The organism is Streptomyces sp. NPDC026394 (genome assembly GCF_055567735.1).
In genome coordinates this window covers 83,673-109,181 of sequence record NZ_JBVHPX010000022.1, presented here as the reverse complement: position 1 = coordinate 109,181, position 25,509 = coordinate 83,673, and the positions used below count along the sequence as shown (strand labels likewise).

The window sequence follows — 25,509 nt, the reverse complement described above, 5'->3', positions numbered from 1 at the left end:
CCGCTCTCGCCCCCGCAGACAGGGAGTACTTCGATGTCGTCTTGCCTCGGCCCACCGCCTGCCGCCCCCGTCGCCGTACGTCCGCGCAAGGACCGTTCGCTGGCCGGCCGTCTCGCCCTGTCGGCAGCGGCCCGCCGCGGGGTGCGGTCGCGGACCGAGGACGTGCACGCCTGGCTGGCGGAGCGCCGCCGGGCCCATGTCTTCCGCGTGGATCGCATCCCGTTCGCGGAGCTGGGCGAGTGGCGGTTCGAGCCCGGTACCGGGGATCTCGTGCACCGCAGCGGGCGGTTCTTCACCGTCGAGGGCCTGCATGTGGAGGAACACGACGGGCCCTACGGCGACGGCCCCCGCCGGGAGTGGCAGCAGCCCGTCATCAGGCAGCCGGAGGTGGGCATCCTGGGCATTCTGGCCAAGGAGTTCGACGGGGTGCTGCACTTCCTGATGCAGGCCAAGATGGAGCCGGGAAACCCCAACCTGCTCCAGCTCTCGCCGACCGTGCAGGCCACCCGCAGCAACTACACCAGGGCCCACCGGGGCGCGGACGTGCGGCTGATCGACCACTTCGTGCGGCCCGACCGCGACCGGATCATCGTGGACGTGCTCCAGTCGGAACAAGGCTCGTGGTTCTTCCGCAAGTCCAACCGCAACATGATCGTCGAGACGGCCGGCGAGGTCCCCGCGACGGACGACTTCCGCTGGCTCACCCTCGGCCAGATCGCCGAACTCCTGCACGAGGACGACATGGTCAACATGAACGCCAGAACCGTGCTGTCCTGCGTGCCGTACCAGGACACATCGCCCGGCGCGCTGCTCTCCGACGCCCAGCTCCTGTCGTGGTTCACCGGCGAGCGCTCCCGCCGCGACGTGCGGACCCGCCGCGTACCGCTGGCCTCCGTGCGCGGCTGGAAGCACGGTGTCGAGGCGATCGAGCACGAGGACGGCCGCTACTTCAAGGTCGTCGCGGTCTCCGTACGGGCCGGCAGCCGCGAAGTGGTCCGCTGGGACCAGCCGTTGATCGAACCCGTCGGCACGGGGGTGACCGCGTTCCTCGTGCGCGAGATCGACGGGGTGCCGCACGTGCTGGTGCAGGCCCGGGCCGAGGGCGGCTTCCTGGACACGGTCGAGCTGGCGCCCACCGTCCAGTGCACGCCAGGCAACCATGCCCACCTGCCGGAGGCGGACCGCCCGCCCTTCCTCGACGCTGTCCTGAACGCACCCGAGGCGCGGATCCGTTACCAGGCCGTCCACTCCGAGGAGGGCGGGCGCTTCTTGAACGCCCGGAGCCGGTACCTCGTCGTCGACGCCGAGGGGACCGGGGCCGCGCTCGACCCGCCTGCTGGCTTCGTCTGGGCCACCCCCGCCCAGCTCAGGGCCCTCACCCGGCACGGGCACTACCTCAACGTGGAGGCCCGCACGCTCCTGGCCTGCCTCAACGCCATGGCGATACGGACCCGGGGAGAGGTGTGACATGGCACGCACACCTGCAGCCGCCGAACCGCTGATCACCGTGCTCGGCGCCTCGGGCTTCGTGGGATCGGCCGTCCTGCGCGCACTGGCGCAGCGCCCGGTCCGCCTGCGGGCGGTGGCGCGCAGGCCGAGCGCGATTCCCCCGGGCCCGGCCGGGACCACCGCCGTCACCGCCGACCTCACCGACCGGGCTGCGCTCGCCGAGGCCGTCGCGGGCTCGGACGCGGTGGTGCATCTGCTCCTGGCGGACGGCGGATGGCGGGCGGCCGAGACCGAGCCGGAGGCCGAGCGCGTGAACGTGGGCGTGATGCGGGACCTCCTGGACGTCCTGCGGCCGGCCGCGGGCGTCGGGGCGCCCCCGCTGGTGGTGTACGCGGGCGCCGCCTCGCAGGTCGGCGTGCCGCCGCGGGAACCGCTCGACGGCAGTGAACCCGACCATCCCGAAACCGCCTACGACCGGCAGAAACTGACGGCGGAGCACCTCCTGCTCAAGGCCACGGCCGAGGGCCGGGCGCGCGGCATCAGCCTGCGTCTGCCCACGGTGTTCGGTGAGGGAGCGGCGCCCGGTACCGGCGACCGCGGTGTCGTGTCCGCCATGGTGCGGCGGGCGCTCACGGGCCTGCCGCTCACCATGTGGCACGACGGCACGGTGCGGCGCGACCTGGTCCACGTCAGCGATGTCGCGGCGGCGTTCGCGGCGGCCCTCGACCATCCGGACGCCCTGGTGGGCGGCCACTGGCTGATCGGCGCCGGCCGGGGCGACGCGCTCGGCGACGTCTTCCGGCTCATCGCCCGGACCGTGTCCGACCACACGGGGCGGCAGCCGGTCGCCGTGGAGTCCGTCGAACCGCCGGCCCACGCCCCCGTGACGGACTTCCGCAGCGTGACCATCGACTCCTCCCCGTTCCGGGCGGCCACCGGCTGGTGCCCCCGGACCTCGCTTCCCGAGGGGCTGCGGCGCACCGTCACCGCTCTGGCCGGGCAGGAGAGCGAGGCCCGGTGACGACACGCACCTCTGATGGACGACACCCACCGCAGGCGTGCGGCCGCAGCACGGCCGTCCGCCGCAGTCCTGGAAAGGCTGGCACATGACCACGCGTGTTTGGGATTACCTGGCGGAGTACGAGGACGAGCGTCCGGACATCCTCGACGCCGTAGCGACGGTCTTCGGCTCGGGGCAGCTCGTGCTGGGCGCGAGCGTGCGCGGCTTCGAGGCGGAATTCGCCGCCTATCACGGGGCGGCCCACTGCGTCGGTGTCGACAACGGGACGAACGCGATCAAGCTCGGGCTGCAGGCGCTGGGCGTCGGCCCGGGCGACGAGGTGATCACGGTGTCTAACACCGCGGCACCGACCGTGGTCGCCATCGACGGCACGGGCGCCACCCCCGTCTTCGTCGACGTGCGCGAGGACGACTTCCTCATGGACACCGGCCAGGTGGCAGCGGCCATCACCGAACGCACGCGGTGCCTCCTGCCGGTACACCTGTACGGACAGTGCGTGGACATGGCCCCCTTGAAGGAGCTGGCCGCCCGGCACGGGCTGGCCATCCTGGAGGACTGCGCCCAGGCCCACGGCGCCCGGCAGGGCGGCACGCCGGCCGGCACGACCGGTGACGCGGCCGCCTTCTCCTTCTACCCGACCAAGGTCCTCGGCGCGTACGGCGACGGCGGCGCGACCCTCACCTCGGACGCGACCGTGGCGGAACGGCTGCGGCGGCTGCGGTACTACGGCATGGAGGACCGCTACTACACCCTGGAGACGCCCGCCCACAACAGCCGCCTGGACGAGGTGCAGGCCGAGATCCTGCGGCGCAAACTCAAGCGGCTCGACACCTACATCGCCGGCCGCCGGGCCGTCGCGCAGCGCTACGCCGATGCTCTCGCCGACACCGGTCTCGTGCTCCCGCACACCGTCCCCGGAAACGAGCACGTGTACTACGTGTACGTGGTGCGCCACCCCCGGCGTGACGACATCATCGAGCGCCTCAAGGCGTACGACATCCACCTCAACATCAGCTATCCGTGGCCGGTGCACACCATGACCGGGTTCGCGCACCTCGGGTACGCCCCGGGGTCCCTGCCCGTCACCGAGGCGCTGGCCGGCGAGATCTTCTCGCTGCCGATGTACCCCTCGCTGCCGCGCGACCTCCAGGACAAGGTCATCCACGCCGTGCGCGAGGTGCTGGCGACGCTGTGAGACCCGCCGACCGCCAGTCCGCCGAGCCGTTCACCCAGCCACGGGAGCAGACATGAAAGCACGCGAACTCACCGTCGAGGGAGCACTGGAGTTCACCCCCCGCGTCTTTCCCGACGAACGGGGCCTGTTCTTCTCGCCGTTCCAGGAGGAGGCGTTCGCCGAGGCGCACGGCGGTCCGCTCTTCCGCGTCGCGCAGACCAACCACAGCGTCTCCCGGCGCGGCGTGGTGCGCGGCATCCACTACACCGTGACACCGCCCGGCACCGCGAAGTACGTCTACTGCGCGCGCGGCGCGGCCCTGGACATCGTGGTCGACATCCGGGTCGGCTCGCCCACGTACGGCCGGTGGGACTCGGTGCTGATGGACCAGCAGGACCACCGGACCACCTATTTCCCGGTGGGGGTGGGCCACGCGTTCGTGGCGCTGGAGGACGACACCGTCATGTCGTACATGCTCTCCGGGAGCTACGTACCGGAGAACGAACTCGCCCTGTCCGTCCTGGACCCGGCGCTCGGGCTGCCCGTCCCCCAGGACACCGAGCCGATCCTGTCCGAACGGGACGGCGCGGCGATCACGCTCGCCGAGGCCCGGGAACAGGGCCTGCTGCCGGACTACGGCCGGTGCCAGGAGATCGAGAAAGGCTGGTCACCGGAGGCCGCGGACGCCTGACGGCCCGGCCCGACCGGCGCCCCCGAGAGACCCATATCCCCCGGCCTGCCCGGGCGCGCATGGGCTGAACGGTGTTCCGCCCACCCGGCCGGACCGAACCGGCGGCGCGCACCCACGTGAACGAGCGGGTTTTCGTCCGCACCGCTGCTCCGCGGCCCGCGCGGCCCGATGCTCAGGGCTACGGCGGCCGGGCCGGGCCCGCCGCCACCCCGCACCGACCGCGAGGGGTCCACCTCCCACCGGCCCACCGCACACCCTGCCCGTACCAGTCCCCCGCACCACGCTCCGCACCCGTCGAACCGAAAGGCCGTTGCCATGACCGACCCCGCCCAGACGCTGCCCGTGCCGGGAGCCGTCGGCAAGCTCTACGACCGGCTGACGCTGAACGCCATGAACGACGGCACCTTCAACACCAACGTCCACATCGGCTACTGGGACACGCCGGACTCCGAGGCCTCGATCGAGGCGGCGATGGACCGGCTCACCGACGTGTTCATCGAACGGCTGAAGGTGGACGGCTCGTCCCACGTCCTCGACCTGGGCTGCGGCGTGGGAGGCCCCGGCCTGCGGGTCGTGGCGCACACCGGCGCGCGGGTCACCGGCATCAGCATCAGCGAGGAGCAGATCAAGGCCGCCAACCGGCTGGCGGCCGAGGCCGGGGCCGCCGACCGGGCCGTGTTCCGGCACGCCGACGCGATGAAGCTGGACTTCCCCGACGGGACGTTCGACGCCGTGATGGCCCTGGAGTCGCTCTGCCACATGCCGGACCGGCAGCAGGTGCTCACCGAGGTGTGCCGGGTCCTGCGACCCGGCGGCCGGCTCGTCCTGACCGATGTGTTCGAACGCTTCCCGCGCAAGGAGGTGCGGCACCCGGGCATCGACAAGTTCTGCAGCGGCCTGATGTCGACCACGGCGGACATCGACGACTACGTCGCACTGCTCCACCGTTCCGGCCTGCGGCTGCGCGAGATCCTCGACGTCACCGAGCAGACCACGCTGCGCCTCGCCGAAGAGATCGCGAAGCTGTCGGCCGTGGAGGACCGCCCCGCAGCCCTCGACGAGAGCAACTTCTTCACCGACGCCGCCTTCCGGCCGTCCGACCTGGCGGGCGTCGACGACTTCGGCTGTCTGCTGGCCACCGCGGAACGCCCGTAGCCGATGACCGTCCCGGGAGGATGCCCCGCGCGCCCTCCCGGTTCCACCGACGGCCGGACCGGCCCACGAAGAAAGGCAAGGACGACATGATGCATTCCGGTGAGCGGACCGACGTGCTGATCGTGGGCGGCGGCCCGGTCGGGATGGCGCTGGCCCTGGACCTGAGGTACCGCGGGATCGACTGCGTGCTCGCGGACGCCGGTGACGGAGAGGTCCGGCACCCCAAGGTCAGCACGATCGGTCCGCGTTCGATGGAGCTGTTCCGCCGCTGGGGCGTCGCGGACGCCGTCCGCGGCGCCGGGTGGCCGGCCGATCACCCCCTGGACATCGCCTGGGTCACCCGGGTCGGCGGTCACGAGATCTACCGGTACCGTCGGGGCACCGCCGGAAACCGCCCGGCCTTCGCGCACACCCCCGAGCCCGACCAGATCTGCCCGGCGCACTGGCTCAACCCGGTGCTGACGCGGGCCGTGGGCGTCCACCCGGACGGTCCGCTGCGGCTCCGTACCACCGTCGACCGCGTGCTGCGCACCGACGACCACGTCGACGCCACCCTCACCGACCACGCCACCGGCACGACCGGCACCGTACGGGCGCGGTTCCTGGTCGCCTGCGACGGCGCCGCCTCCCCCGTCCGGCAGTCCTGCGGCATCGACGCGCCGGCCCGCCACCGTACACAGATCTTCCGCAACATCCTCTTCCGCGCGCCCGGGCTGAAGGAGCGGCTCGGCGACCGCGCCGCGCTCGTCCACTTCCTCATGCTCTCGTCCACGCTGCGCTTCCCCCTGCGCTCGCTGAACGGCAACGACCTGTACAACCTGGTCGTGGGCGTGGACGACGGCGCCGCCGGTCGGGTCGACGCGCTGTCGCTGATCGGCGACGCCCTCGCCGTCGACACCCCGGTGGAGCTGCTGAGCGACGGTGAGTGGCACCTCACCCACCGCGTCGCCGACCGGTACCGGGCCGGACGCGTCTTCCTCGCCGGCGACGCCGCGCACACCCTCTCGCCCTCCGGCGGCTTCGGGCTCAACACCGGCATCGGCGACGCCGCCGACCTGGGCTGGAAACTCGCCGCCGCGCTGAACGGCTGGGCCGGGCAGCAGTTGCTCGACACGTACGAGACCGAGCGCAGGCCGATCGCCGTGCAGAGCCTGGAGGAGGCCAACCTCAACCTGGAGCGCACCCTGCGCAGGCGGCTGCCGCCCGAGGTCCACCTGGACGGGCCCGAGGGTGAGCGGGCCCGTGCAGAGATGGCGCAGCGGCTGGCGAGCAGCGGCGTGGAGCGGGAGTTCGACGCCCCCGAGATCCACTTCGGGCTGCGTTACCGCTCCCCCGTCATCATCGAGGACCCCGACGTACCGGTGCGTCAGGGCAAGCCGGACGCCGGCTGGCGCCCGGGCAGCGAGCCGGGCTACCGCGCCGCGCACGCGTGGTGGGACGCGGACACTTCCACCCTCGACCTGTTCGGGCGCGGATTCGTCCTGCTGTGCTTCGCCGAGCACCCCGGGGTGGAGGGGACCGAGCGCGCGTTCGCCGAGCGAGGCGTGCCGCTGACCGTACGGACCGCGGGCGACGGGGAGATCGCCAAGCTCTACGAACGGCCCTTCGTGCTGGTCCGCCCGGACGGCTGTGTGGCATGGCGCGGTGACGAGCTGCCCCCAAACCCGGAATCCCTCGTCGATACGGTACGAGGCGCCGGGGCCGCGCACGGACACCGGTGAACGGGCACGACGGCCGAGCAGGAAACGCGGCGGACCACGCCGGAGCGAACAGCCTGCCGTCTTCCGGCCGCCGCAAAGGGAGCCGCTGCGGCAATGACCGGTCACTGGCCCCGCACTCGGCGCATCGCGGCTGGCCCGTTCGGTTCAAGGGCCGGGGTCGGCCCGAGTCAAGGCAAAAGATGGCCTCGTACGGGTATGCGCCCGGCCTCTCCGGGCTCGGATTGGCGCGTGAAACGACCACGAGACACTGCGGGCTGCCTACGCTTCGGGAGGGACGAGCAACGGATGTCCTCACAAGTGTGACTGAGCGTTTCAGTCGGCCCCTGAGTGTTGTACTTGGCCCGGCTGAGCATGATGGTTGGCCCAGGCCGTTTCCTCGTTACTCCACAGCGCGGCCGATGAGTCTGCTGCTCCCGGTCGGTCAAGCTCGCGGCACCCCACGTAAGGACACCGCCATGTCGGAGCTTCTTGTCGACTTCATCACCTCCCTCGACGGCCATGCATCGGGAAAGGGGTGGCCCGGCTTCTGGGGCCTGGAGGGCCCGGAGTACCTCGCATGGCTCGGCGAGCTGCCCGAGGCCACCTACCTGATGGGAGCGAACACCTACCGCCAGATGTCGGGCTTCGCCGCGGGCGAGGTCCCGCACGGCCAAGACGAGTTCAGGCCCGAAGAAGAGGCGTCCGTCGACGAGCTCACGCAAGCGCCCAAGGTGGTGTTCTCCTCCTCCCTCAAGGAGCCACTGACGTGGGCCAACTCCACGCTCGTCCGCGACGATGCCGTCGAGGCGGTCCGCGCCATGAAGTCGAGTGGCTCGGGGCTCCTCATCACGATCGGCAGCCTCAGCCTGTGCCGGTCCCTGCTACGAGCCGGACTCGTCGACCGCTTCCGGGTCGTGATGTTCCCGGTGATCACCGGGGCCACGGGCGAAGAACGCATCTACGACGGCTACCCGGACGTTGCCCTCGAGATGACCGAACACCGCACCTTCGACGGCCGCATCCAACTGGTCGAGTACAAGCCCCGCGTGCTCGAGCACCCGCCGCTCGGCGCCCCTGCGTGACGTCGCCCCGTCCGCCGGTCCGGACGACACCAGGCCGGCGCCGACGCGCGCGGAGCAAGACCTCAGTAGGGGGCGAACGGCCAACGTCAGGGCGCCCGGCCCACCTGGACCGTCGCAGGTGAGCCCACGTACGCCCTCCCAGGCCTCAGTCCCCGCAAAGATCCGTCTTCCGGATATGGATGCGCCGCCGGACGCTTCCTGGGCAGAGCCTCGCGAGCTGAGAATGATCCGGTTGACGTGCCCCTCTACGACGCCCGAGTTCCAGGGCAGGGTGAGACCGGCGATGACAGCGTCGCGGTCGATGCCGGCGGCAGCGGTGCGAGCCGGGGTCAGGCCGTCAGCAGGGCGGAGATGACCAGCCACAGGGGGATGAGCATCAAGAGGACGGAGAGCACGCCGAAGAAGGTCAGCACGATGCCGCGTACGGTGAGTCCCTTGTCGCGCAGGCCCCGGACGCGCGTCGGAGCCAGCGGGTCGTAGGTCACGTCCACCGGTCCGCTGCCGCCCTTGTGTGCGTGGCCGGCGGTCTGGGTGACGACCAGGCGCTGGCCCTCCAGCGTTTGGAACTCGTACACGGGGTGCCACTCTCCCGAGTCCTCCCCGATGCGGCGCCACTTGTAGTCCCGGATCCGGCCGGCAACGGTGATGCCGCGCCGTCGCAGGATCAAGGCGTCGCGCACCACTTCGGTCCAGCCGAAGTACAGCATCAGCCAGCCCGCGGGACCGTAGGCCATGGTGAAGCCCACCAGGCCGCCGACCCCGGCTTTAGCGCCCTCCTCCACGGCTACGGCGGCGAACGCGAGGTACGGCACGACACCCAGGCCGATCTTCGCGCCCGCCGACAGACGCGGCAGACGCCAACGGCGGCGGCCGGCGTCCTCTCTCACCACGCGGCTCGGACTCTGCCCCGAGGCCGGCGGACGCGCCAGAGCGGTCCGCACCTGCCGCACGAAGGCATCGGCGGCGGTGGCGTTGCGGGTGATCAGCGTGAAAGCGCCGTCCTGGACGGCTTCATCGCCGGACAGCTCCAGAAGGACGCGTCCTCCCGCGTACGCGACGCGGTCGATCGCAGCCAGCGGCACCGTCCACGTGGTGCGGCCGCGCACCACCCGCACCGCATACGCCTCCAGCCGGAAGACGACGCCTCGCCCCCGCAGCACCACTTCCGGTATCGACCCCATGCCCAAGATCATAAATGTCGGCAGACAAGGGGTGTACCTCTCCGTGCAGGGCAAACACGCCCAACACGGTGTGCAGCCGGCATCACGCCCGCGCCCGAACCTGGCGGCGGCGTGCTGCTCGCAGCGCCACTGCGGCCCCGGCTTTCACCGACGCTCCGCGCCTGCCCTCACCCGCCGGAAGGGCCGAGCCACCAGTTCTCCGCGCCCTGTTGGTAGGTCGCCGTTGATGCCCCAGGGCTGTTTCGATCAGGTGCTTTGGACGCGGAGGGTGCCTTGGGCGGTGATGGCGGCCGGACCGGCCAAGGCCAGGGTGCCGTCGGCCGCGACAGGCCCCGGACGCGGCGGCGAAAAAGGCATGCCGCCCTCTGGCCGCGATCTTGACCGGAGCTCTGCACCCGCGCCCGGATCGAACACCCTGAACTCCGTGCTCAGCAGCCGCGCGACCTGCAATTTCATGACGCGCGTCGCTCAGTGTCCGGAAACCGCGCTGAGCGTTCGGCATCACATGCTGGCCATTCGCACCCGGATCGGTTACTGAAGCGTGCCCAGTCTGTCACTCTCGTACCGCACGGATGGCCCTACAAGAAGGGATCTGCGATGCAGTCGATCATCCGGTTAGCGTCCCGAGCCACCGTCTTGGCAACCGCCTTCGGAGCCGCCGTCGCCCTCGCCAGCGGGCCGGCCGCAGCCTCGCCCGGCCTCAAGGGCTGGTCGCCTCAGTGCGACTGGGGAAAGGCCTGCATCCGCCTCGCATCGGACGCAGGGCGATGGTGGAACATGAACAACTGCGGCTACAACCCCATCAACGACCGCTACTCCTGGGGCAAGGCCCACGGCAACTCCTTCACCGTCACCTACGTCAACGGCACGTGGGACCGGGTCGAGGCATGGACCGAACGACCGCTGGACGGCAACAACACGGTCATCAAGGTGGACGTGCACTGCTGAAGCCGAAAAGCGAGCAGGACGAAACTCACCACGGCGGCGGGGCCCGCGTTCTCGCCCCGGCACCAGGGTCACCGCCCTGACCCTTCCCGGGCCGCTGCCGGCGGCGGCCCGGCACAGCCGCTTCCTTCCAACCCGGCGGCGACCTGAGCTGCTCGTCAGGTGCCGACGCAGTTTCCGTGCATACCCAGTTGGCAGCGTAGGTGCCCCGCGCCTGTGACGCCGCGGCCTGCTTTTCCTCCCCGCGGCGGCGCGCGCCGGAGCTGGTGGCCGTTCGGCCGCCGGCGCTGAACCTCACGCTGTCGCCAAAGCTCTCCGCCCGCCCGAGATCACCCAGAGGTGCTGTGCCGGTCCAGCCAGAAGGTGATGCTGTAGGGGGACGGATTCGCTCACCGCGACCGTTCCCCGAACGGGAACCGCTGCGGCTGCTGTGGCTCGAGGGAAAGAAGGCGGTTACCGTACTCTGCCCGCGTGGACGGTAGGAAAGAGTTGAAGAGTCTTCCCGACTGGCGGGTGCTCGTCGTCGGGGGCGCGTCGGGGATGGGGAAGACCGGTGTCGGGCGGGCTATGGCACGACGGTACGACGTCCCCGTCGTGGAGGTCGACGACATCGTGGAGGCCCTCCTTGCGGTGACACTGCCCGAGCACCTGCCCGAGGTCCACTTCTGGCGCACCCACCCGCAGGCCGCCCTACAGGCGCCCGAGTCGGTGGCCGAGCGGCAGATCGCGATCGCCGAGGCACTGGCACCGGCGATCGAGGCGGTGGTGGCCAACCATGTGGGCACCGACACCCCGGTGATCCTGGAAGGAGACTACGTCCTGCCCAGACCGGCGACGCCCAAAGGTCCGGTCCGGTCCGTCTTCCTCCACGAGGACGACGAGGAGCAGGTGACGGCCAACTACCTGCGCCGGGAGCCGGAGGCCGGACCACAGCGCCATCGCGCACGCGTCAGCGTGCTGTACGGCCGGTGGCTCGCCGCACAGGCACGGGCGGCCGACGTGCCGGTCCTCGCTCCACGCCCGTGGGAGGACCTGGCCAGCCGTGTCGCCGAGACGGTGGAGGATGCCTGAAACCGTGGCGTCAACACGAACCACCGCTCCCAAGAGCCCTCCAAAGAGCCGGGCCCTGGGCCGCCCAGTCAAGCTGGCCCTGCCGTCCCTTGCGTGAGGGTCAGTGCGGATCAGCGGAGACGTCCCGAGCGAAATCCCCGATGGCGTTGTGCTGATCGGTACGGGTCTTCGACCACGCGGTGAAACTCTTCGGCTTGGGCATGTCCGCATACTTCCGCCGCCGCGTCGGAACAAACCCAATGAGGTGCGGCGCATCCTTTGGCGCTCGCTCCGCTCGCGTGTCGGCCGTCGCCGGGGCTTCCGGCGCGGTCCGGGGCACGGGTGCGGCACCCGGGGGCAGGATGCGCACCGTGCCGGTGCCGGTCGTGCTGTTCGCCGTGGCGATGATCCGCGCGGTGATCAGGCGCGGCTCAGTGGCGTAGCCGGGGCCCGGGCGCAGGTCCAGTTGCCCGGTTCCCGGGTGGAACGCGACGGCTGTGACGTGGTGGGGCAGTTACGGGGCGGCGATGTCCGGCCAGCGGTCCAGGACGCTGCCGTCGGCGGCCGGGAGCTCCCAGGCCCGGTCGGCCATCAGCCCGGCCGGTACGGCGGCGAGCCTGTAGGGTTCCCGCCCGTCGCGCTTCTTCGGGCGGCCGGCGGCGAGCTTGTGCAGCGTCGCCGGCTCGTCGGCGTCGATCCGTGGCCTGTGTGTCTCCCGTGGCCAAGGGGGCGGCGCCGAGGTCGCCACGGGCGACGATGCGGGCGCGCTGTCGTTCGGTTGTCTCGCCGAGGCCGGCCGGCCTCTCGGCCGCGTGTTGTCCAGCAACAACGCATACCTGTCGGCACCAGCACGTAGTAGCGTCGTCAGCTCATTGCGCCCCCGTCTCCAACGAACCCTTCAGGCGGAAATGTCGGAATCCTCGGAAGTCAGTAAAATCCCGCACCCCACCGGATGAAACCGCTGGTCGCGCCCTGTGGTCCCCGCGACGCAGGGGTGGTCCCTGCACGCCATGGCCGCGTCCGACGTCCGGCAGGGTGGTCCCGGGGACCAGGTGCCCGCCCGGCCTTTTCAACCGCCCCGCGGAAAACACTCCACGAAGTACACGGCGTGCTGGCTGGGCATCTCCACCCGGGCCCAGGATTCGTCCGTGAAGCCGATTTCGTAGGTGTCCGCGTCGATGTCCGTACGATGCCGGATCCACGCCACCTGGGAGGCGGGCGTGCTCCAGCCCGCCTCGACCGCGCCGAGTTCGCCGCGGCGGCGGCCGCGCTGCACATAGGTGACGTGCAGGTGGCGATCGGTGAGCTGGAGTACGGGCAGCGCGTCGGTGGTCGGTACGCGGGGCCACAGGGCGGTGGCCAGTTGGCCCGCCAGGCTTCCCCAGCCGCCCTTCAAAGGCTTGCCCTTCTTGCGTCGGGCGCCGAAGAGATCGGGGATCGGCTGGATGATGGCGTCGACCAGCCAGAAGACTCGTTTGGCGCCCTCCCAGCGGTCACCCGGCAGGCGGCGGCCCGCAAGGACGCGGGGGCGATTCCACCGGCGCGGCTTGGGCAGCCGGTGCCCGGGGAAGGCCACTTCGTTCTGTACGAGCCGCTCGTCGCCCGGCAGCGCTTCGCCGGCCCGCTCCCTGGCTTCCTTGTACGGGACCCGGCCCAGCGCGACACGCAGACTCATCCGAACACCTCGCGCACGGGCTTGGCCGCCCGCGGAGCCGCCTCGGCCAGCCGCTCGTCGAAGCTCTTGGGGTCGGGGCGGTCGGCGTACTGCTTCTGCTGCTCCGTGGGCGGTGGCGGTTTGCCCGCGTCCTGGTGCTCCACGTCCCACCGGTGGCCGCCGACGTCGACCCACTTGAGTCCGGTCGCGTCATGGAGCGCGGCCTCCCCCTTGTCGGCCCACTGGCCGACCTTCTCGCCGACGTCCACACCGGTGTGGTGCTCGATGACGCTGTCGGCGAGCGGCGCCGCGTCGATGACGGCCCCGGCGGCCTTGGCTCCCGCGGCCCGCTTGACGACCTGCTTGACCCCCCTGTTGATCTTCTTGCGGGCGTTCTTGTTGCGCCACAGCGCCTTGGCCTTGATCCGTGCCCTCCGCAGCTTCTGGAGGGCACGCATCCGGTCGGCGAGGTCCTTGAGCTTGTCCGCCAGCTTGGCGGTGATCCGTACGGCCTTCAAAGCCCGGTGCGTGGCCCCCGCGGCCCCGATCAGCGGGCCGATGGCCGCGCCGACGCCGGCGGTGAGGATCGCGACGATCGCCGCCGTCGCGGCAGCCACCAGCAGTGCCTCGACGATCTCGGTGATCAGCTCGATCATCGTTTCCTCGGCCTCGGTGCAGGCCTCTGCCGCCATCTCCAGGAGTTCGGCGACCGTGATCATGTCCTCGGCCTCGCCCTTCAGGGCCTGCTCGAACTCGGTCATGGTCGTGCCGAAGGCGGTGGACGCCTCCCCCGTCCAGGACGCCTGCAGCGTCCGGCGCTCGGCCTGGAGGTCGTCCACGACGCCCTGCATCTCGGAGGCGGCGGTCCGCCACTCGCGGGCGGTGGCGATCAGCTTCTCGTTGTCGCCGCTGACCTTCTCCAGGTACTCGTCGAGTCCGAGACTCTTGACGGCGCCGCGGATCGTGGAGTCGAGCGCGCCCGCCAGCGGGTTGCTCCAGTCGACGTCGAACCCGATACGTTCCAGTGCCTGGCTCACGCCTGACCACCGCCCATGAGCCGGACCTGGTCGTCCTCGTTGGTGTCGTAGCCGTCGGCCGCCAGCCGTATGCCGTCGGCGATGGCCCTCAGGGACTCCTTGACGTCATGGAGATCGCTGACGGCTTCCTCGGACTGCTTGTCGTAGTCCGCCTTGAGGCTCTCGGACTCGGAGAGCATCCCGAACACCCCGCTGGACAGTTCCAGACCGCGGGCCCGGTTACGGATCTTCTCGACCCGACCCGCCGCCTCGTCCACCGCGTTGGCATACCGGCGCAGAGCTGCGCTCTCGACGTCGTAGCCGTTACCCATTCGGCCCTCCTGTTACCCCGTTGTCCGCATAGGGACGCATTGTGATCACTTGGCTCCCCATATGCGAATTACTGCCATCTCCATTCCAAGTCTTTGCGGAAATGGGATGGTTGATCGCGCGAGATCACTGTAGCCACAGTCGACGAGCGACGTCGCACGGGTGTGCCTGCACCGGGCATGTCGACTCCGAGTACGCCGATACGGGTTGCCGACTCCCGGGGCGCGACCCTCGCGCCCATCAACCGGCAGACCGTGCGGTCTGGAACCACCGGATCGACTCGGCGCAGAACAGAACCCGTGCCGAAGAACCTTTTCGGGTCGGGGACGGTCGGCGTGAGGTGATGGCCAGGCCGGTCTCGTTCAGGCAGCCGTCGACGAGGCTGGGGCGTCGCTGGATATGAGCGAGTCCGCGGCGGAGGGTGCGTTCGAGGTGTTCGGGGCGTTCGGGGTCGGTGAAGGCGCGGCGGAGGGCATCGGGGAGCCTCCAGCACCCGCGCCGCGTCGGCGGCGATATCGGCCGGCGTCTCGGTTCCGAAGGGCATCTTGTAACCAGGAGCACTCGCCGTGCCGGTCATGGCGGTCATCCATCCTTCGTCCTCCACCCAGTCCTCGTCGGCTCCGCCGGGCCTGCCGTTGGGGAGCCAGCCGAGGTGGAACCGGCCATCACGGGAGGTGATGTGGACACCGGCACGGTCGTCCACGACGTGCGTGAACTCGGCGTGTGCGAACTGGTCCTGCACCCGCATCGGCTGGCCGGGGACCGAGCCTCCAGGGGCGGAGCCGAAGGCTCGGCGGTCGTGGCGAGTCCAGGTTGCAGGCCATCCACTTCCACGGTGTCACCACTCTGACCAGGGGTTTCGAGGAAGGTCGGCTACGTTGACACGCCCTGCGGCTTTCCACCGGTCCTTTGGCGATCTTTCCTGTCTGCTCCCGGCGAACTGTCCGTCACCATCGAACCGGGTCGTGCCGCATCCGGCATGCCCAGAACCACGAAACGAACGAGGGCCGACGGCAAGCCGTCGGCCCTCTGGTCAGCGCTCCCCAGCGCAGCACGCCCTGGAGATCATCAGCCGCCGAGAGTCCCCATGCACGTCATGCACCGGCTCGTCGCCCGCAGCCGCGCGTTCCCCCCAGAGGCGATGACTGGGCTGCTTTCGCTGATACGGCTCCACTCTCCGGGGGGCGGGTCGAGGATCCAACCCCACTTCGGAGGCTGCACCTCGTCTTCTGTCATGTGATCGCAGGCGCCTGGAACGTGCGCCTTACCATTCTGTTTGATCAAGATGGCGTTGCCGGGGAACCGCCGCCACTCCTGTCGAACACGCCTGTCCTCCGAGTGCGCCTGGGGCACGCTGCCATCAGGAGGACAGGCACAACCCATGCCGATGATGTTGTCGCATCGCTCGCAGCGCACCTCTTTCATGTGAACAAGTGTCCCACCTGAGAGCACCCCTGCTCGACCGGGTTGGTTGGCAAAGCGGCTGGCTTCGCTGACAACAGACGACTGTGGCAGCAGAGTTCCCGACTCGTCTCGGGCCGCCCGCTCCGCGAGGCCGAAACACCCGGCAGGGGGTCACCCACCCACTCAGTACGGGCCCGGCGCCGGACGTCTTCCATGCACTGATGAGCAGCCTCCGAGAACTTCGGGGCCACTGCGCGCTGGCGGTCATGACGCCGTTCGGTACGACGGACGTGAATGTGACCTCGCGGGACATGCGACGGACGGTTGCCGCCAACTCGGTCGTCGCGTCCGTCTTCGACACCGTCATGGTCGCCTGCCTGATCACCGCCCCGGACAGCGGCTGACCGCGGCCCGTCGGCGTGTCATGCGCGGTGTTCGCCGGTCTGTAGCCGCCACAGCGAGGCATAGAGTCCGTCGTGGGCGACCAGCTCGTCATGGGTGCCCTCTTCCGCCAGCACGCCGTCCTTTTCGAGTACGTAGATCTGATCCGCGTGGCGGATGGTGGACAGCCGGTGCGCGATGATCAGCACGGTCCGGTCTTCGCTGAATTCCTGGAGATTGCGTTGGACGGCCGCCTCGGTCTCGTTGTCGACGGCGGAGGTCGCCTCGTCGAGAATGACGATCCGCGGATCCTTGAGGAAGGTGCGGGCCAGCGCGATGCGTTGCTTCTGTCCGCCGGAGAGCGCGGCTCCCCGCTCGCCGATCACCGCGTCGTAGCGCGCGGGCAGTTCTGCGACGAAGCTGTCCGCCTCGGCCAGTCCCGCCGCCCGGGTCACGTCGGTGGGGTGAACCCCGGTACGCCCGTAACCGATGTTCTCGCCGATCGACCCGTCGAAGAGGAAGACGTCCTGGGCGACGAATCCGATGGCGCTGCGCAGGTCGTGCAGATGCAGCTCACGCGTGTCCTGGCCGTCGAGCAGGACACGGCCGGCCTGCGGGTCCTCGAAGCGCATGAGGAGTTTGGCGATGGTGGTCTTTCCGGCTCCCGTGGCGCCGACGATGCCGGTGGTCCGGCCGGCCGCGATGCGCAGTGACAGGTCGCGCAGGACCGGCGCACGTCCCGGATAGGCGAAGGTGACCCGGTCGAGGAGCACTTCGCCTTTCAGCTGACGCAGGTCCAGCCGCCGGCCCTCTCGATCCGTCTCGACGGGCAGGTTCCGCAGGTGCTCGACGCGGTCGAGGGCGCTCAGGGCCCGGTGGTAGTGCTCGACGGTGCTGCCCAGCCGGGTCAGTTTCCAGATGGCCAGCTGCGGAAGGCCGATGAGCGGGCTGACCGCCTCGGCCGACAGCGCACCGGCGAGAACCTCACGTCCACCCAGCAACAGGGTCCCCACCATCGAGGTGGCCGTGCACAGGTACACGGCCTGGGCGTGCCGCAGGGATCTCCGTGTCGCGTAGTGGCTGGTACGGCGGTACCGATCGCTCAGTTCCTTGACCCGGTCGGCCTCGAACTCCTCGGTACAGAAGCTCTTGACCGTGGCGCTCGCCTCCAGGTTGTTGATGACCTGGCAGGTGAGCCGGGCCCGGCTCTCCGTGACCGCCACGTAGTCGGCGGCGGAGCGCTTGCGGTGCCGGAAGGACAGCCAGATGACGAACGGGACCGGCAGAAAGGCGATCCAGGCGATCTGCGGGGCGAGCAGCAAATAGGCGGGCACCATGACCAGGAAGCAGATAACCAGTTGCAGGAATTCGTGCGGAGCCGACGTGACGAAGTCGCCGATTCCGTGGAGGTCGTCGGTGAGGACACCCGCCACGCGGGTCGTTCGCTCACCTTCCAGGTGCCGCATCTCCATGCGCTGAACGTGCGGGTACAACACGGCCCGCCAGTCATGCTGCACGTCCTGGCCGAGCTGGTGCCACGTGACCTCCGTGCCGTACGACAGGCCCGTGGTGGCGACGCGGAACAGGACGGCCACCGCGGCCAGAACCCACAGCTGCGCGGTGGCACCGGGCAGCCCGAGGCGGGACAGCGTGGCGCTCTCCCCCAGAGCGAGCATCAAGAGGAACCAGCCGATGAAGAGGACCTGCAGCGTCTCGCCGAGCTGGCTGAGCACGGACAGCAGTGCGGCGCGGAAGAATCGGGGCTGGTGGCGTCCGACGATGCGCAGCACAGGGTGCCGGCTGGGGACGGCCGAGGCGGTGTCCGGCGAGGGGCGCCGAGGTGGTTCACCGGTCCGGTCGGGCCGGCGCCGGGCGCCGCCGAAGACGGTCGCCGTGGTCGTGGCGACCGCGCCGAACCGCACCAGAGCCCTACGCAGCAACCCGATTCCGCCGGAGCCGACGGCCACGGTCGCACCGGCGAACCTCGACGCCGCGACGCCGCAGAGCAGCCCCGCGATCCGGGGGTGGCGCCGAAGGACGGCGGTGCCCCAGCACTCGCGTCCGGCCAGGACCAGCCGCAATCGCCATTCTTCTTTGCATTTCCGCGTTTTCATTGCTTCGGGTACAGAGGACGGCATCACACCATCACCGGAAGGAAGGCAGAACGGGCAACATGTTTTCATCCCTCTCTCGGCGGTGGGCCGACGAGACGAGCCGCGCTGCTTCAGTCCCTCCCCCGACAGCCGCCGCACGAAAGAGCGCAGGGGGGGCACGGGGAGAGGAGCCGGAAAGGGCGGGTGATTCGGGTGGCGGCGTCTCGGATGCGAGTGGAGGCGTCTCGGAGACGCGGCAAGTGACCAAGTCATCACCGACGCCCCGCCTCGCGGGCATTTCGGACGGTCAGTGTCCAGCCTGTCACGAATGACTGATGCCAGACTATCCAGAATCACAGGGGTTGGCCATGAATACGAGGACCAGTCACTCGCAGGGATGAACACTCATTCTGACACCCGCCGACAGTGATCTCGCGTACGGACGCGGCACCCCGACGGCCTGTCACGTCGCCAGGTGTGCGACAAGGCGCCCTCCGGAAGCATTCGCGTCAACGAATACGAGGGCAGTACACGATCAGGCATTACCGTCCGGGTCCGCCCGGTATCCGCGCCTTGCCTTCAGGAGGCTGGATGTTCCCGCGCCGACACAACAGCTCTCGCACGCCCTTCATCTCCGCGACCCAAGAATGAGCGAAAGGAAGACCATGGCACTGAGCACACTCGACGAGCAGACCGCCCTGGTACTCGTCGACCTCCAGAACGGTATGGTCGCCGCCCCCGTCACCCCCCTGCCCGGGCACCAGGTGGTCGCCCGCGCCGTCGAATTGAGTGAAGCCTTCCGTGCCCACCGGGCACCGGTCGTGCTGGTACGCGTGACGACCGCCGCCGACGGCGGTGACGCCGTACCGGGCCGGAAGGAGGTGTCCTACGTCTCCGGGGACTGGCCGCGAGGCTGGGACGTCATCGTGGACGAACTGACGGGCCACCATGGCGACATCGTGGTGACCAAGCGCAATTGGGGTGCCTTTTACGGCACCGACCTCGACCTGCAATTGCGGCGGCGTGGTGTGACACAGATCGTCCTGGCCGGAATCGCCACCAGCATGGGGGTGGAGTCCACCGCGCGATCCGCGCACGAGCACGGATACCACATCACCGTGGCCATCGATGCCGTGTCGGACCTGGACGCCGACGCGCACCGTAACAGCATCGAGCGCATCTTCCCGCACCTCGGAGAAACCGGAACCACCCGAGCAATCATCGAGATGCTGGCCAAGAACCATTCCTGAGCACGCTGCCGGCGGTGATGGGTGGTTTTCCCGATGTACGGAACGCCCGCCACCCCGGCGGTGGATCAGGCCAGTTGCGCGAGGCCCTCCGTGGCGACGCGCTCAAAAAGGTTCTCGTCGGCGTCGAACCAGGATTCCGCGGTGGGCCAGTGCAGGACGATCTCCGTGAAGCCCATTTCCGCATGCACGCCCGCCAGATCGACGAAAGCGTCGAAGGACGCCAGCGGGCGGTCGGCGGTCAAGCCCGTGAGGAGGATCTTGTCGATGCCGGCGGCATCGCGACCGACCCGCTCACAAGCAGCGTGCAGGGCGTCACGCTGTCGCCGGAGGGCACGGCGCGCCACAGCGGGACTGCCGGTCGTCCCGAACAGTTCCGGTGCCCCGGCGGTGACCCATGCCTGCCCGTACCGCGCCGCCACCCTCATCCCACGAGCCCCGAGGGCAGCGACGGCGAAGGGCGGCCGCGGCCGTTGAACGCACCCGGGGAGCATGCTCGTCTCCCGTGCCGTGAAGCACCGGCCCTCGTACGACGACACGGCCTCCGCGTCTCCTCCGGCGCTCAATGCCTGGTCCAGCAGGGCCACGAACTCGGCGAAACGGTCGGCCCGCTCCCGTACGGAGCAGGCTGGGCGGCCGAGCACGACGGCGTCGTGTCCCGTCCAGCCCGCGCCGACCCCCAGGGTGACGCGTCCGCCGGAGATGTCGTCCAGGGTCATGACTTCCCGGGCCAGGGGCAGTGGGTGCCGGAAGTTGGGTGACGTGACAAGGGTGCCGAGCCGCAGCCGCTCGGTGACGCAGGCCGCGCCCGTGAGGGTGGGTACGGCCCCGAGCCACGGTCGGTCCCGCAGCGGCTCCCAGAGCAGGTGGTCGTAGGTGTAGCCGGTGTGGAAGCCGAGCTCCTCGGCACGCCGCCAGAGCCCGCGCAGTTCGTGCCAGCGGCGGGTGGGAAGGATGACGCAGCTCAGGCGGAGGCTCATGGACCGGCCTTTCCTCGGACGGGAGCGGGAGGACGGGCGCCGGGCAGACGGGGAAGCACGGAGGTCACCAGGCGATGGGCAGCCGATGCGCCCCGTAGACCGCCATCTCCTCGCGGAAGCGCAGGTCCTCGGCCGGACCGGCGAGACGCAGACGGGGCAGGCGGTGCAGCAGCGTACGCAGCACCACGTCCAGTTCGACACGGGCCAAGTACCGGCCGAGACAGGCATGGGTGCCGTACCCGAAGGCGATGTGGGCACGTGCGTCGCGGTCGGTGTCCAGCGTGTCGGCAGCGGGGAAGACGGTCTCGTCCCTGTTGGCCGTGTTGAGCATGCAGAGCACACCTTCGCCCGCCGCGATGAGCTCTTCGCCGACGACGATGTCGACCGTCGCCGTCCGGGGGACGCCGCCGTGCAGAACCGTCAGGTAGCGCAGGAGTTCTTCGACAGCTTGCGGGACGGTCGAAGGATCGGCTCGCAGCCGCCCCAACTGCTCGGGGTGGAGCAGCAGGGCGAGGACGGACAGGGTGATCATGTGCGTGCTCGGTTCATGGCCGGTGACCAGCAACAGCCGCCCCATACTGGCGATCTCGGCGGGCGACAGGTCGCCTGCCGCCACCAGTCGGCCCAGGATGCCGCCGTCACCGGCCGCTCTCTTCCCCTCGACCAGGGCGGTGAGGTGCGCCAGCAGCTTCTCTTCCGTCTCGCGGACGGTTTCGGGGGTGGAGCGGGTGTCGAAAAGTGTGCCGCTGTGCTCCGTGATGAGGACATGGTCGTCGTGGGGGACGCCGAGCAGCCGGCAGATGACACGGAGGGAGAGCGGCAGGGCAAGAGCGGTCACCAGGTCGGCGGGCTGCGCCTGCTGGGTCATGCGGTCGAGCAGGGTGTCGGTGAGCTCCTGGATCCAGGGGCGCATCGACTCGGCCCGCCGGTAGGTGAAGTCGGCGGTGACCATGCGGCGCAGCCGGGCATGGCGCGGATCGTCCGTCCACAGAAAGCTGGGGTCGGCCAGGGCGGCTCGGCTCCGGCTGAGGAACGGGAAGCCGGGACGTGTCCGGTCGGCGCTGAACCGCCGGTCCCGCAGGACCTCGCGGACCTCCTTGTGTCCGGTGACGAGCCAGCAGGAGGTGCCGTCCCACAGCCGTACCCGGGTGACGGGAGCGGAACGCAGAGCGTGGACGTAGCGGGGTGGTGGGTCGAAGGGGCAGGCGCCACGGGGAGCGGGCACGGGGAAGGCGGTTGAGGACTGCTCGCCGGTCACGTCGAGGGGCCTCCCTCCAGGTAGCGGTGTGGATTCGTCGGCGTACGGGGGGCGTACGCGCACGGTCGGTGCCTCGCGGACGGGCGGGTTCGGACGGGACCCGGGCCGCGCCCGCCGGGCCGGGCGCCGAACCCCGGTGTACGTGATCGGGGCGAGGCCGCCACGGTCAGGGGCGCAACCGGGAGCGCTGCACCTTTCCCGTGTGGGTGACGGGCAGGGAATCGCGCACAAAGTACCGGCGGGGAACCTTGAACGGGGCCAGACGACGTTCGACGGCCGAGCGGATCTCGGCCAGCAGGAGCCCGGTGTCCGGGCCGTCGATCACCAGGTGGGCGTGCAGCTCCGTGCCGCCGTCGTCGGCCGTGCCGCCCACGACGGCCGCCTGCCGCACCGCGGGATGGCGCAGAAGGGCCACCTCGGTCTCCGTGGGGTTGACGTTCATGCCCTCGATGATGACGAGGTCGTCCTGGCGGCCGTGGTGCCAGAGAACGCCGTCGGGCCCGAGGGAGCAGAGGTCGCCCGTCAGGGTCCACCCGTCTTCCAGGGCAGCGGCCTGACGTGCGGGGTCGTCGAGATAGCGGACGCCGGTGGGGCCGGTCACGGCGAGCCGGCCCGGTTCGCCCGGGGGCACGGCCTGTCCGTCGGGCCCGATGACGCGGAGCCGGTAACCGGGCACGGCGTGGCCGACAGCTCCGGGCCGGTGGCGGCCGCCGGCGCGGGTGGCGGCGAAGGCGCTGAACAGTTCGGTGCTGCCGAAGATGTTGGTGAGGCGGAGGCCGGTGCGGGCGAACCACTCCTCCTCGGTGCCGCGGGGCAGTGGCTCGCCCCCGACGAGGTAGCGGCGGGGGGTGTGGGCCGCGGAGCGGGGTGCTGACCGGAGGGCCCATCGGTAGTACCCGGGGCTGGCCATCACCACAGTGGCGCGGTGGCGTCCGGCGGCGGCGAAGAACTCTTCGGGGCGGCCGGCGGGCTGCATGAGGGCGGCGGCGCCCGTGGCGAGCACCCCTTGCAGGGCGACACTCAGGGCAGCGACGAAGGACAGGGAGGCGGTGGTGGCGACGAGGTCGCCGGTGGCGAGTCCGGTGACGTACGCGCCCATGGCGGTGGCCACCGACACGATGTCGCGGTGGAAGTGGACGACCGCCTTGGGCCGGCCGGTCGTTCCGGACGTGAAGATGATCAGGGCGACATCGTCGGCCGCGGTGTCGGCGACGTGCGCGGCCGGGGGTCGGCGGGCACAGCGCGCGGGGAGGTCCGCCTCCCCGTGTGCAGGGGCGGAGCCGTCGGGGTAAGCGCTGGCGGCGAGGTGAGGCGCGACCGCGGTGAGGGCGTCGAGATGTTCCACAGGGCCGAGTGCGTGCGTGACACCGGCGGCCTCCACCACGTCGGCCAGCTCGTCGCCCGACATCTGTTCATGACCACTCACCACGACTCCACCGGCCAGCAGCGTGCCCAGCCAGCAGGCGGCGTACCAGGGCGCGTTGGGGCCGCGCAGCAGCACCCGGCCGCCGGTCGGCAGGCCGAGGTCGTCGGAGAGCACGGAGGCGATCTGGTGACTGCGGCGGTGGAGTTCCGCGTACGTCCACGTCTCGTGGTCGGTGACGAGGCAACGCCGGTGCCCGAGGCCGCTGTCGACGGCGTGGGCCAGCAGCGAGGCGGCGGCGTTGACGCGCGCCCGCACGGGACCGGGGCCCGGCGGGCGGAGCAGCGTGGGCCACGGACGCAGCCGGTTCATGGCATCACGGGTGAAGGGGTCCTCGTGGCCACTGGGATGCCGGCCGAAGACTTGTTCCTGGCGGGCGATCACTTCGGGTGTCCCCAGAACGGCGGGGTGACACCGACACAGGCGTGCGTGAAACGCTCCGTGATCAGAAAAGCCGGGCTTCCTGACATGACGATCCGATAGGTGCGCTGACACAAATTCCGGCACGGAAAGTCCTCCGGAAGATCGCACCACCGCCAGGAAAGAAGCTCACGGAAGGTTTCCGTACGGAAATCCCGGAGGACGGCGCCGATGGGATCCATCGTGTCCGTGAGCCGTCTCCGGACGGGCGACGGCAATCGGTGCGGCACCCAGAAGGAGTGGGCCTTGATGTAGAGAGTCTTCGTATGTCGGCCCACCAGATCGACGCATCTGCTCAGCAGCGCATCATCGGGATCCACGTCGAGTTCCCGGGCCACGGACCGCTCTGCCGGTTCCGGGACCTGGTGACAGTGCGCCACGGTGATCGGCTCTCCCACCATCGCCTCGACCAGCGGCCCCAAGGTGCCGTCGGTCGTCATCAAGAGTCTGGCCGATTGCGGAAGGGTGGCTGTACCTTCGAGAGTACCGGCGGGGGAAACCGTCATCACCTCAATCTCCTTGCCCTGCGCGACACATGTGCACCGGCAAAGGCTTCGTACCCCCTCCGGGCGGGTATCCAATCTCATGGGTTCGCGCCTCGCGCAGAGAAACCATTCGAAAGAGTGAAAATGACGTCGCACGCCGAGAACCAGCCTTTTCCCTTTGCAGACCGCGGACATGAACTGGCCCCCGAATACGCCGAGTTGCGCCGGACGTGCCCCGTCGCGCCGGTGGCGACACCGACCGGGGAGCCGGCGTGGCTGGTGACACGGCATGCCGATGCCTGCGCGGTCCTCGCCGACAGCCGGTTCGACGTGGGCATGGTCGTCGCCGACGGGGCGCCACGCCTTCAGGAAGTACCCATGACGCCCTCGGTGGTCATGGACCGGTTCCGGGGCTGGGGAGTGCGCCGGGAGGTCATGGACCTGCTGGGGCCGCGGCAGGCCAAACGGCTGCGCTCCCGGGTGCGGGCGTGCGTGACGGACCTGCTCGACGCCATGGAGCGGCGCGGCTGCCCCGGCGATCTCTGCCAGGACCTGGCGAGGCCGCTGCCCTTCACCGTGATCTCGGAGTTGATCGGGTTTCCCTACGCCGACCACGCCGAACTGGAGGAGAAGACGCGCGTGCTGGTCAGCGTCGGCGGGAAAACGGAGCGGGAGATGCGGGAGGCATGGACATGGCTGCGCGGGTACTTCGCGCGGCTGCTGGCGTCGGCCGACAGGCCGCCCTCCCAGGACCTGCTGACCCTGCTGTCGGAGGTACGTGACCGCTCCCCCTCGGTCTCGGAACGCGAACTGGTCGACGCCGCCATCATGGTGCTGATCGCCGGCCACAAGGCGTGCGTCAGTTCCATCGCCAACATGGCCCTCACCGTCATGCTTCACCCCGAGGAGACCGAACGGCTCCGCGAACGGCCCGACCTGGTGCCGGCCGCCCTCGACGAACTGTGGCGCTACACCCCGCTGGGCACCGCGGGCCTGCCGAGGGTCACCGCGCAGGAGGTGTCGGTCGGCGGGACGCGGATCGGCCCCGGGCAGTGCGTCCTGGTCTCGACGGCCGCGGGCAACCGGGACCCTGAAGCCTTCCCGGACCCCGAGCGGCTGGACCTGAACCGCGACGCGACCGGCCACCTGGCCTTCGGGCACGGCCCGCACTACTGCCCGGGCACCGCACTCGGCCGGATGCAGGTGGAGGTGGCGCTGGAGGGCCTGCTGTCCCGCTTCCCGGGGATCGAAACGGCCGTACCGCCTCAGGATCTCGTCTGGCATCAGCACCTCCTCCCACGCACCCTCACGGCGCTCCCTGTCCGGTGGTGACCGTCCCGGCCCGGCGAGCAGGGCGCAGCGGGAGCGCG

The 25,509-nt window shown here is 70.3% G+C and carries 23 protein-coding genes; 12 read left to right on the top strand and 11 right to left on the bottom strand.

The features are described from left to right. Nucleotides 1-33: 33 nt before the first annotated feature. The 7 genes from ACZ4QV_RS34390 (at nucleotide 34) to ACZ4QV_RS34360 (ending at nucleotide 8,272) form a co-directional block, all read left to right on the top strand. Nucleotides 34-1,467, top strand: coding sequence for an NDP-hexose 2,3-dehydratase family protein (locus ACZ4QV_RS34390; RefSeq protein WP_361635971.1), 1,434 nt, complete (start codon nucleotides 34-36; stop codon nucleotides 1,465-1,467). A gap of 1 nt (nucleotide 1,468) precedes the next feature. Then, nucleotides 1,469-2,470, top strand: a complete 1,002-nt coding sequence (locus ACZ4QV_RS34385; RefSeq protein ID WP_361587590.1) for an NAD-dependent epimerase/dehydratase family protein — start codon at nucleotides 1,469-1,471, stop codon at nucleotides 2,468-2,470. A gap of 85 nt (nucleotides 2,471-2,555) precedes the next feature. After that, nucleotides 2,556-3,665: a DegT/DnrJ/EryC1/StrS family aminotransferase gene (locus ACZ4QV_RS34380; protein ID WP_361153926.1), complete on the top strand. Its 1,110-nt coding sequence runs from the start codon at nucleotides 2,556-2,558 to the stop codon at nucleotides 3,663-3,665. Between the two features lie 52 nt (nucleotides 3,666-3,717). Beyond that, nucleotides 3,718-4,335 (top strand): dTDP-4-dehydrorhamnose 3,5-epimerase family protein, encoded by a 618-nt coding sequence (locus ACZ4QV_RS34375; RefSeq protein WP_361615758.1) that lies wholly within the window; start codon nucleotides 3,718-3,720, stop codon nucleotides 4,333-4,335. A 315-nt stretch (nucleotides 4,336-4,650) separates the two neighbouring features. Further along, the gene (locus ACZ4QV_RS34370; protein ID WP_361615757.1) at nucleotides 4,651-5,490 is read left to right on the top strand and encodes an SAM-dependent methyltransferase; all 840 of its coding nucleotides are present in this window, start codon (nucleotides 4,651-4,653) and stop codon (nucleotides 5,488-5,490) included. A gap of 86 nt (nucleotides 5,491-5,576) precedes the next feature. Continuing rightward, entirely contained in the window at nucleotides 5,577-7,211 is a 1,635-nt protein-coding gene (locus ACZ4QV_RS34365) for an FAD-dependent monooxygenase (protein ID WP_467763857.1), read from the top strand. Between the two features lie 455 nt (nucleotides 7,212-7,666). Beyond that, nucleotides 7,667-8,272 carry a dihydrofolate reductase family protein gene (locus ACZ4QV_RS34360; RefSeq protein WP_361587596.1) on the top strand — a complete coding sequence of 202 codons (606 nt, stop codon included), beginning with the start codon at nucleotides 7,667-7,669 and terminating at the stop codon, nucleotides 8,270-8,272. 329 nt (nucleotides 8,273-8,601) lie between these two features. Here ACZ4QV_RS34360 and ACZ4QV_RS34355 read toward each other — a convergent pair whose 3' ends face one another. Further along, the gene (locus ACZ4QV_RS34355; RefSeq protein WP_361587598.1) at nucleotides 8,602-9,453 is read right to left on the bottom strand and encodes a DUF3592 domain-containing protein; all 852 of its coding nucleotides are present in this window, start codon (nucleotides 9,451-9,453) and stop codon (nucleotides 8,602-8,604) included. 597 nt (nucleotides 9,454-10,050) lie between these two features. On the opposite strand from ACZ4QV_RS34355, the gene ACZ4QV_RS34350 reads away from it, so the two are divergent. Both ACZ4QV_RS34350 and ACZ4QV_RS34345 read left to right on the top strand, forming a co-directional pair. Then, the gene (locus ACZ4QV_RS34350; RefSeq protein WP_467763856.1) at nucleotides 10,051-10,401 is read left to right on the top strand and encodes a hypothetical protein; all 351 of its coding nucleotides are present in this window, start codon (nucleotides 10,051-10,053) and stop codon (nucleotides 10,399-10,401) included. Nucleotides 10,402-10,869: 468 nt separating this feature from the next. Next, the gene (locus ACZ4QV_RS34345; RefSeq protein ID WP_361635990.1) at nucleotides 10,870-11,469 is read left to right on the top strand and encodes a hypothetical protein; all 600 of its coding nucleotides are present in this window, start codon (nucleotides 10,870-10,872) and stop codon (nucleotides 11,467-11,469) included. Nucleotides 11,470-11,962: 493 nt separating this feature from the next. Here ACZ4QV_RS34345 and ACZ4QV_RS34340 read toward each other — a convergent pair whose 3' ends face one another. From ACZ4QV_RS34340 to ACZ4QV_RS34320, 5 genes are all read right to left on the bottom strand, one after another. Then, nucleotides 11,963-12,196, bottom strand: a complete 234-nt coding sequence (locus tag ACZ4QV_RS34340; RefSeq protein WP_361635993.1) for a hypothetical protein — start codon at nucleotides 12,194-12,196, stop codon at nucleotides 11,963-11,965. 321 nt (nucleotides 12,197-12,517) lie between these two features. After that, the gene (locus ACZ4QV_RS34335) at nucleotides 12,518-13,123 is read right to left on the bottom strand and encodes a hypothetical protein (protein WP_361153950.1); all 606 of its coding nucleotides are present in this window, start codon (nucleotides 13,121-13,123) and stop codon (nucleotides 12,518-12,520) included. After that, nucleotides 13,120-14,139 (bottom strand): WXG100 family type VII secretion target, encoded by a 1,020-nt coding sequence (locus ACZ4QV_RS34330; RefSeq protein ID WP_361635996.1) that lies wholly within the window; start codon nucleotides 14,137-14,139, stop codon nucleotides 13,120-13,122. The genes ACZ4QV_RS34335 and ACZ4QV_RS34330 overlap by 4 nt, the downstream gene beginning before the upstream one ends. Beyond that, nucleotides 14,136-14,450, bottom strand: coding sequence for a hypothetical protein (locus ACZ4QV_RS34325; RefSeq protein WP_361635999.1), 315 nt, complete (start codon nucleotides 14,448-14,450; stop codon nucleotides 14,136-14,138). Before ACZ4QV_RS34325 ends, ACZ4QV_RS34330 begins: the two co-directional genes overlap by 4 nt. A 68-nt stretch (nucleotides 14,451-14,518) precedes the next feature. After that, the gene (locus ACZ4QV_RS34320; protein ID WP_467763855.1) at nucleotides 14,519-15,196 is read right to left on the bottom strand and encodes a DUF317 domain-containing protein; all 678 of its coding nucleotides are present in this window, start codon (nucleotides 15,194-15,196) and stop codon (nucleotides 14,519-14,521) included. Nucleotides 15,197-16,073: 877 nt separating this feature from the next. Here ACZ4QV_RS34320 and ACZ4QV_RS34315 point away from each other — a divergent pair. Next, nucleotides 16,074-16,256: a DUF1345 domain-containing protein gene (locus ACZ4QV_RS34315; RefSeq protein WP_467763854.1), complete on the top strand. Its 183-nt coding sequence runs from the start codon at nucleotides 16,074-16,076 to the stop codon at nucleotides 16,254-16,256. Nucleotides 16,257-16,274: 18 nt separating this feature from the next. Here the strand turns inward: ACZ4QV_RS34315 and ACZ4QV_RS34310 are convergent, their stop codons facing one another. Further along, a complete protein-coding gene (locus ACZ4QV_RS34310) occupies nucleotides 16,275-18,314 on the bottom strand; it encodes an ABC transporter ATP-binding protein (protein ID WP_361636002.1) in 2,040 nt (679 codons plus the stop codon). A 677-nt stretch (nucleotides 18,315-18,991) separates the two neighbouring features. Here ACZ4QV_RS34310 and ACZ4QV_RS34305 point away from each other — a divergent pair. Further along, the gene (locus tag ACZ4QV_RS34305) at nucleotides 18,992-19,576 is read left to right on the top strand and encodes an isochorismatase family protein (RefSeq protein ID WP_467763853.1); all 585 of its coding nucleotides are present in this window, start codon (nucleotides 18,992-18,994) and stop codon (nucleotides 19,574-19,576) included. A 65-nt stretch (nucleotides 19,577-19,641) separates the two neighbouring features. Here the strand turns inward: ACZ4QV_RS34305 and ACZ4QV_RS34300 are convergent, their stop codons facing one another. The 4 genes from ACZ4QV_RS34300 to ACZ4QV_RS34285 all read right to left on the bottom strand — a co-directional run bounded on the left by ACZ4QV_RS34300 (nucleotide 19,642) and on the right by ACZ4QV_RS34285 (nucleotide 24,160). Continuing rightward, the gene (locus ACZ4QV_RS34300) at nucleotides 19,642-20,553 is read right to left on the bottom strand and encodes an LLM class flavin-dependent oxidoreductase (protein WP_361636005.1); all 912 of its coding nucleotides are present in this window, start codon (nucleotides 20,551-20,553) and stop codon (nucleotides 19,642-19,644) included. A 64-nt stretch (nucleotides 20,554-20,617) separates the two neighbouring features. After that, the gene (locus ACZ4QV_RS34295; RefSeq protein WP_361636008.1) at nucleotides 20,618-21,811 is read right to left on the bottom strand and encodes a cytochrome P450; all 1,194 of its coding nucleotides are present in this window, start codon (nucleotides 21,809-21,811) and stop codon (nucleotides 20,618-20,620) included. Between the two features lie 166 nt (nucleotides 21,812-21,977). Further along, on the bottom strand, nucleotides 21,978-23,618 hold the full coding sequence (locus ACZ4QV_RS34290; protein ID WP_467763852.1) for a class I adenylate-forming enzyme family protein: 1,641 nt from the start codon (nucleotides 23,616-23,618) through the stop codon (nucleotides 21,978-21,980). Next, a complete protein-coding gene (locus ACZ4QV_RS34285) occupies nucleotides 23,615-24,160 on the bottom strand; it encodes a chorismate--pyruvate lyase family protein (protein WP_361153969.1) in 546 nt (181 codons plus the stop codon). The genes ACZ4QV_RS34290 and ACZ4QV_RS34285 overlap by 4 nt, the downstream gene beginning before the upstream one ends. Nucleotides 24,161-24,283: 123 nt before the next feature. Between ACZ4QV_RS34285 and ACZ4QV_RS34280 the strand changes: the two genes are divergently transcribed. Then, nucleotides 24,284-25,471, top strand: a complete 1,188-nt coding sequence (locus tag ACZ4QV_RS34280; protein ID WP_361153971.1) for a cytochrome P450 — start codon at nucleotides 24,284-24,286, stop codon at nucleotides 25,469-25,471. Nucleotides 25,472-25,509 lie beyond the last annotated feature (38 nt).

Bases quoted from the DNA above. Each gene is read 5' to 3' on its own strand.
- ACZ4QV_RS34390 (WP_361635971.1), top strand. From the start codon at position 34: ATGTCGTCTTGCCTCGGCCCACCGCCTGCCGCCCCCGTCGCCGTACGT.
- ACZ4QV_RS34385 (WP_361587590.1), top strand. From the start codon at position 1,469: ATGGCACGCACACCTGCAGCCGCCGAACCGCTGATCACCGTGCTCGGC.
- ACZ4QV_RS34380 (WP_361153926.1), top strand. From the start codon at position 2,556: ATGACCACGCGTGTTTGGGATTACCTGGCGGAGTACGAGGACGAGCGT.
- ACZ4QV_RS34375 (WP_361615758.1), top strand. From the start codon at position 3,718: ATGAAAGCACGCGAACTCACCGTCGAGGGAGCACTGGAGTTCACCCCC.
- ACZ4QV_RS34370 (WP_361615757.1), top strand. From the start codon at position 4,651: ATGACCGACCCCGCCCAGACGCTGCCCGTGCCGGGAGCCGTCGGCAAG.
- ACZ4QV_RS34365 (WP_467763857.1), top strand. From the start codon at position 5,577: ATGATGCATTCCGGTGAGCGGACCGACGTGCTGATCGTGGGCGGCGGC.
- ACZ4QV_RS34360 (WP_361587596.1), top strand. From the start codon at position 7,667: ATGTCGGAGCTTCTTGTCGACTTCATCACCTCCCTCGACGGCCATGCA.
- ACZ4QV_RS34355 (WP_361587598.1), bottom strand. From the start codon at position 9,453: ATGGGGTCGATACCGGAAGTGGTGCTGCGGGGGCGAGGCGTCGTCTTC.
- ACZ4QV_RS34350 (WP_467763856.1), top strand. From the start codon at position 10,051: ATGCAGTCGATCATCCGGTTAGCGTCCCGAGCCACCGTCTTGGCAACC.
- ACZ4QV_RS34335 (WP_361153950.1), bottom strand. From the start codon at position 13,123: ATGAGTCTGCGTGTCGCGCTGGGCCGGGTCCCGTACAAGGAAGCCAGG.
- ACZ4QV_RS34325 (WP_361635999.1), bottom strand. From the start codon at position 14,450: ATGGGTAACGGCTACGACGTCGAGAGCGCAGCTCTGCGCCGGTATGCC.
- ACZ4QV_RS34320 (WP_467763855.1), bottom strand. From the start codon at position 15,196: ATGCGGGTGCAGGACCAGTTCGCACACGCCGAGTTCACGCACGTCGTG.
- ACZ4QV_RS34315 (WP_467763854.1), top strand. From the start codon at position 16,074: ATGAGCAGCCTCCGAGAACTTCGGGGCCACTGCGCGCTGGCGGTCATG.
- ACZ4QV_RS34305 (WP_467763853.1), top strand. From the start codon at position 18,992: ATGGCACTGAGCACACTCGACGAGCAGACCGCCCTGGTACTCGTCGAC.
- ACZ4QV_RS34300 (WP_361636005.1), bottom strand. From the start codon at position 20,553: ATGAGCCTCCGCCTGAGCTGCGTCATCCTTCCCACCCGCCGCTGGCAC.
- ACZ4QV_RS34285 (WP_361153969.1), bottom strand. From the start codon at position 24,160: ATGACGGTTTCCCCCGCCGGTACTCTCGAAGGTACAGCCACCCTTCCG.
- ACZ4QV_RS34280 (WP_361153971.1), top strand. From the start codon at position 24,284: ATGACGTCGCACGCCGAGAACCAGCCTTTTCCCTTTGCAGACCGCGGA.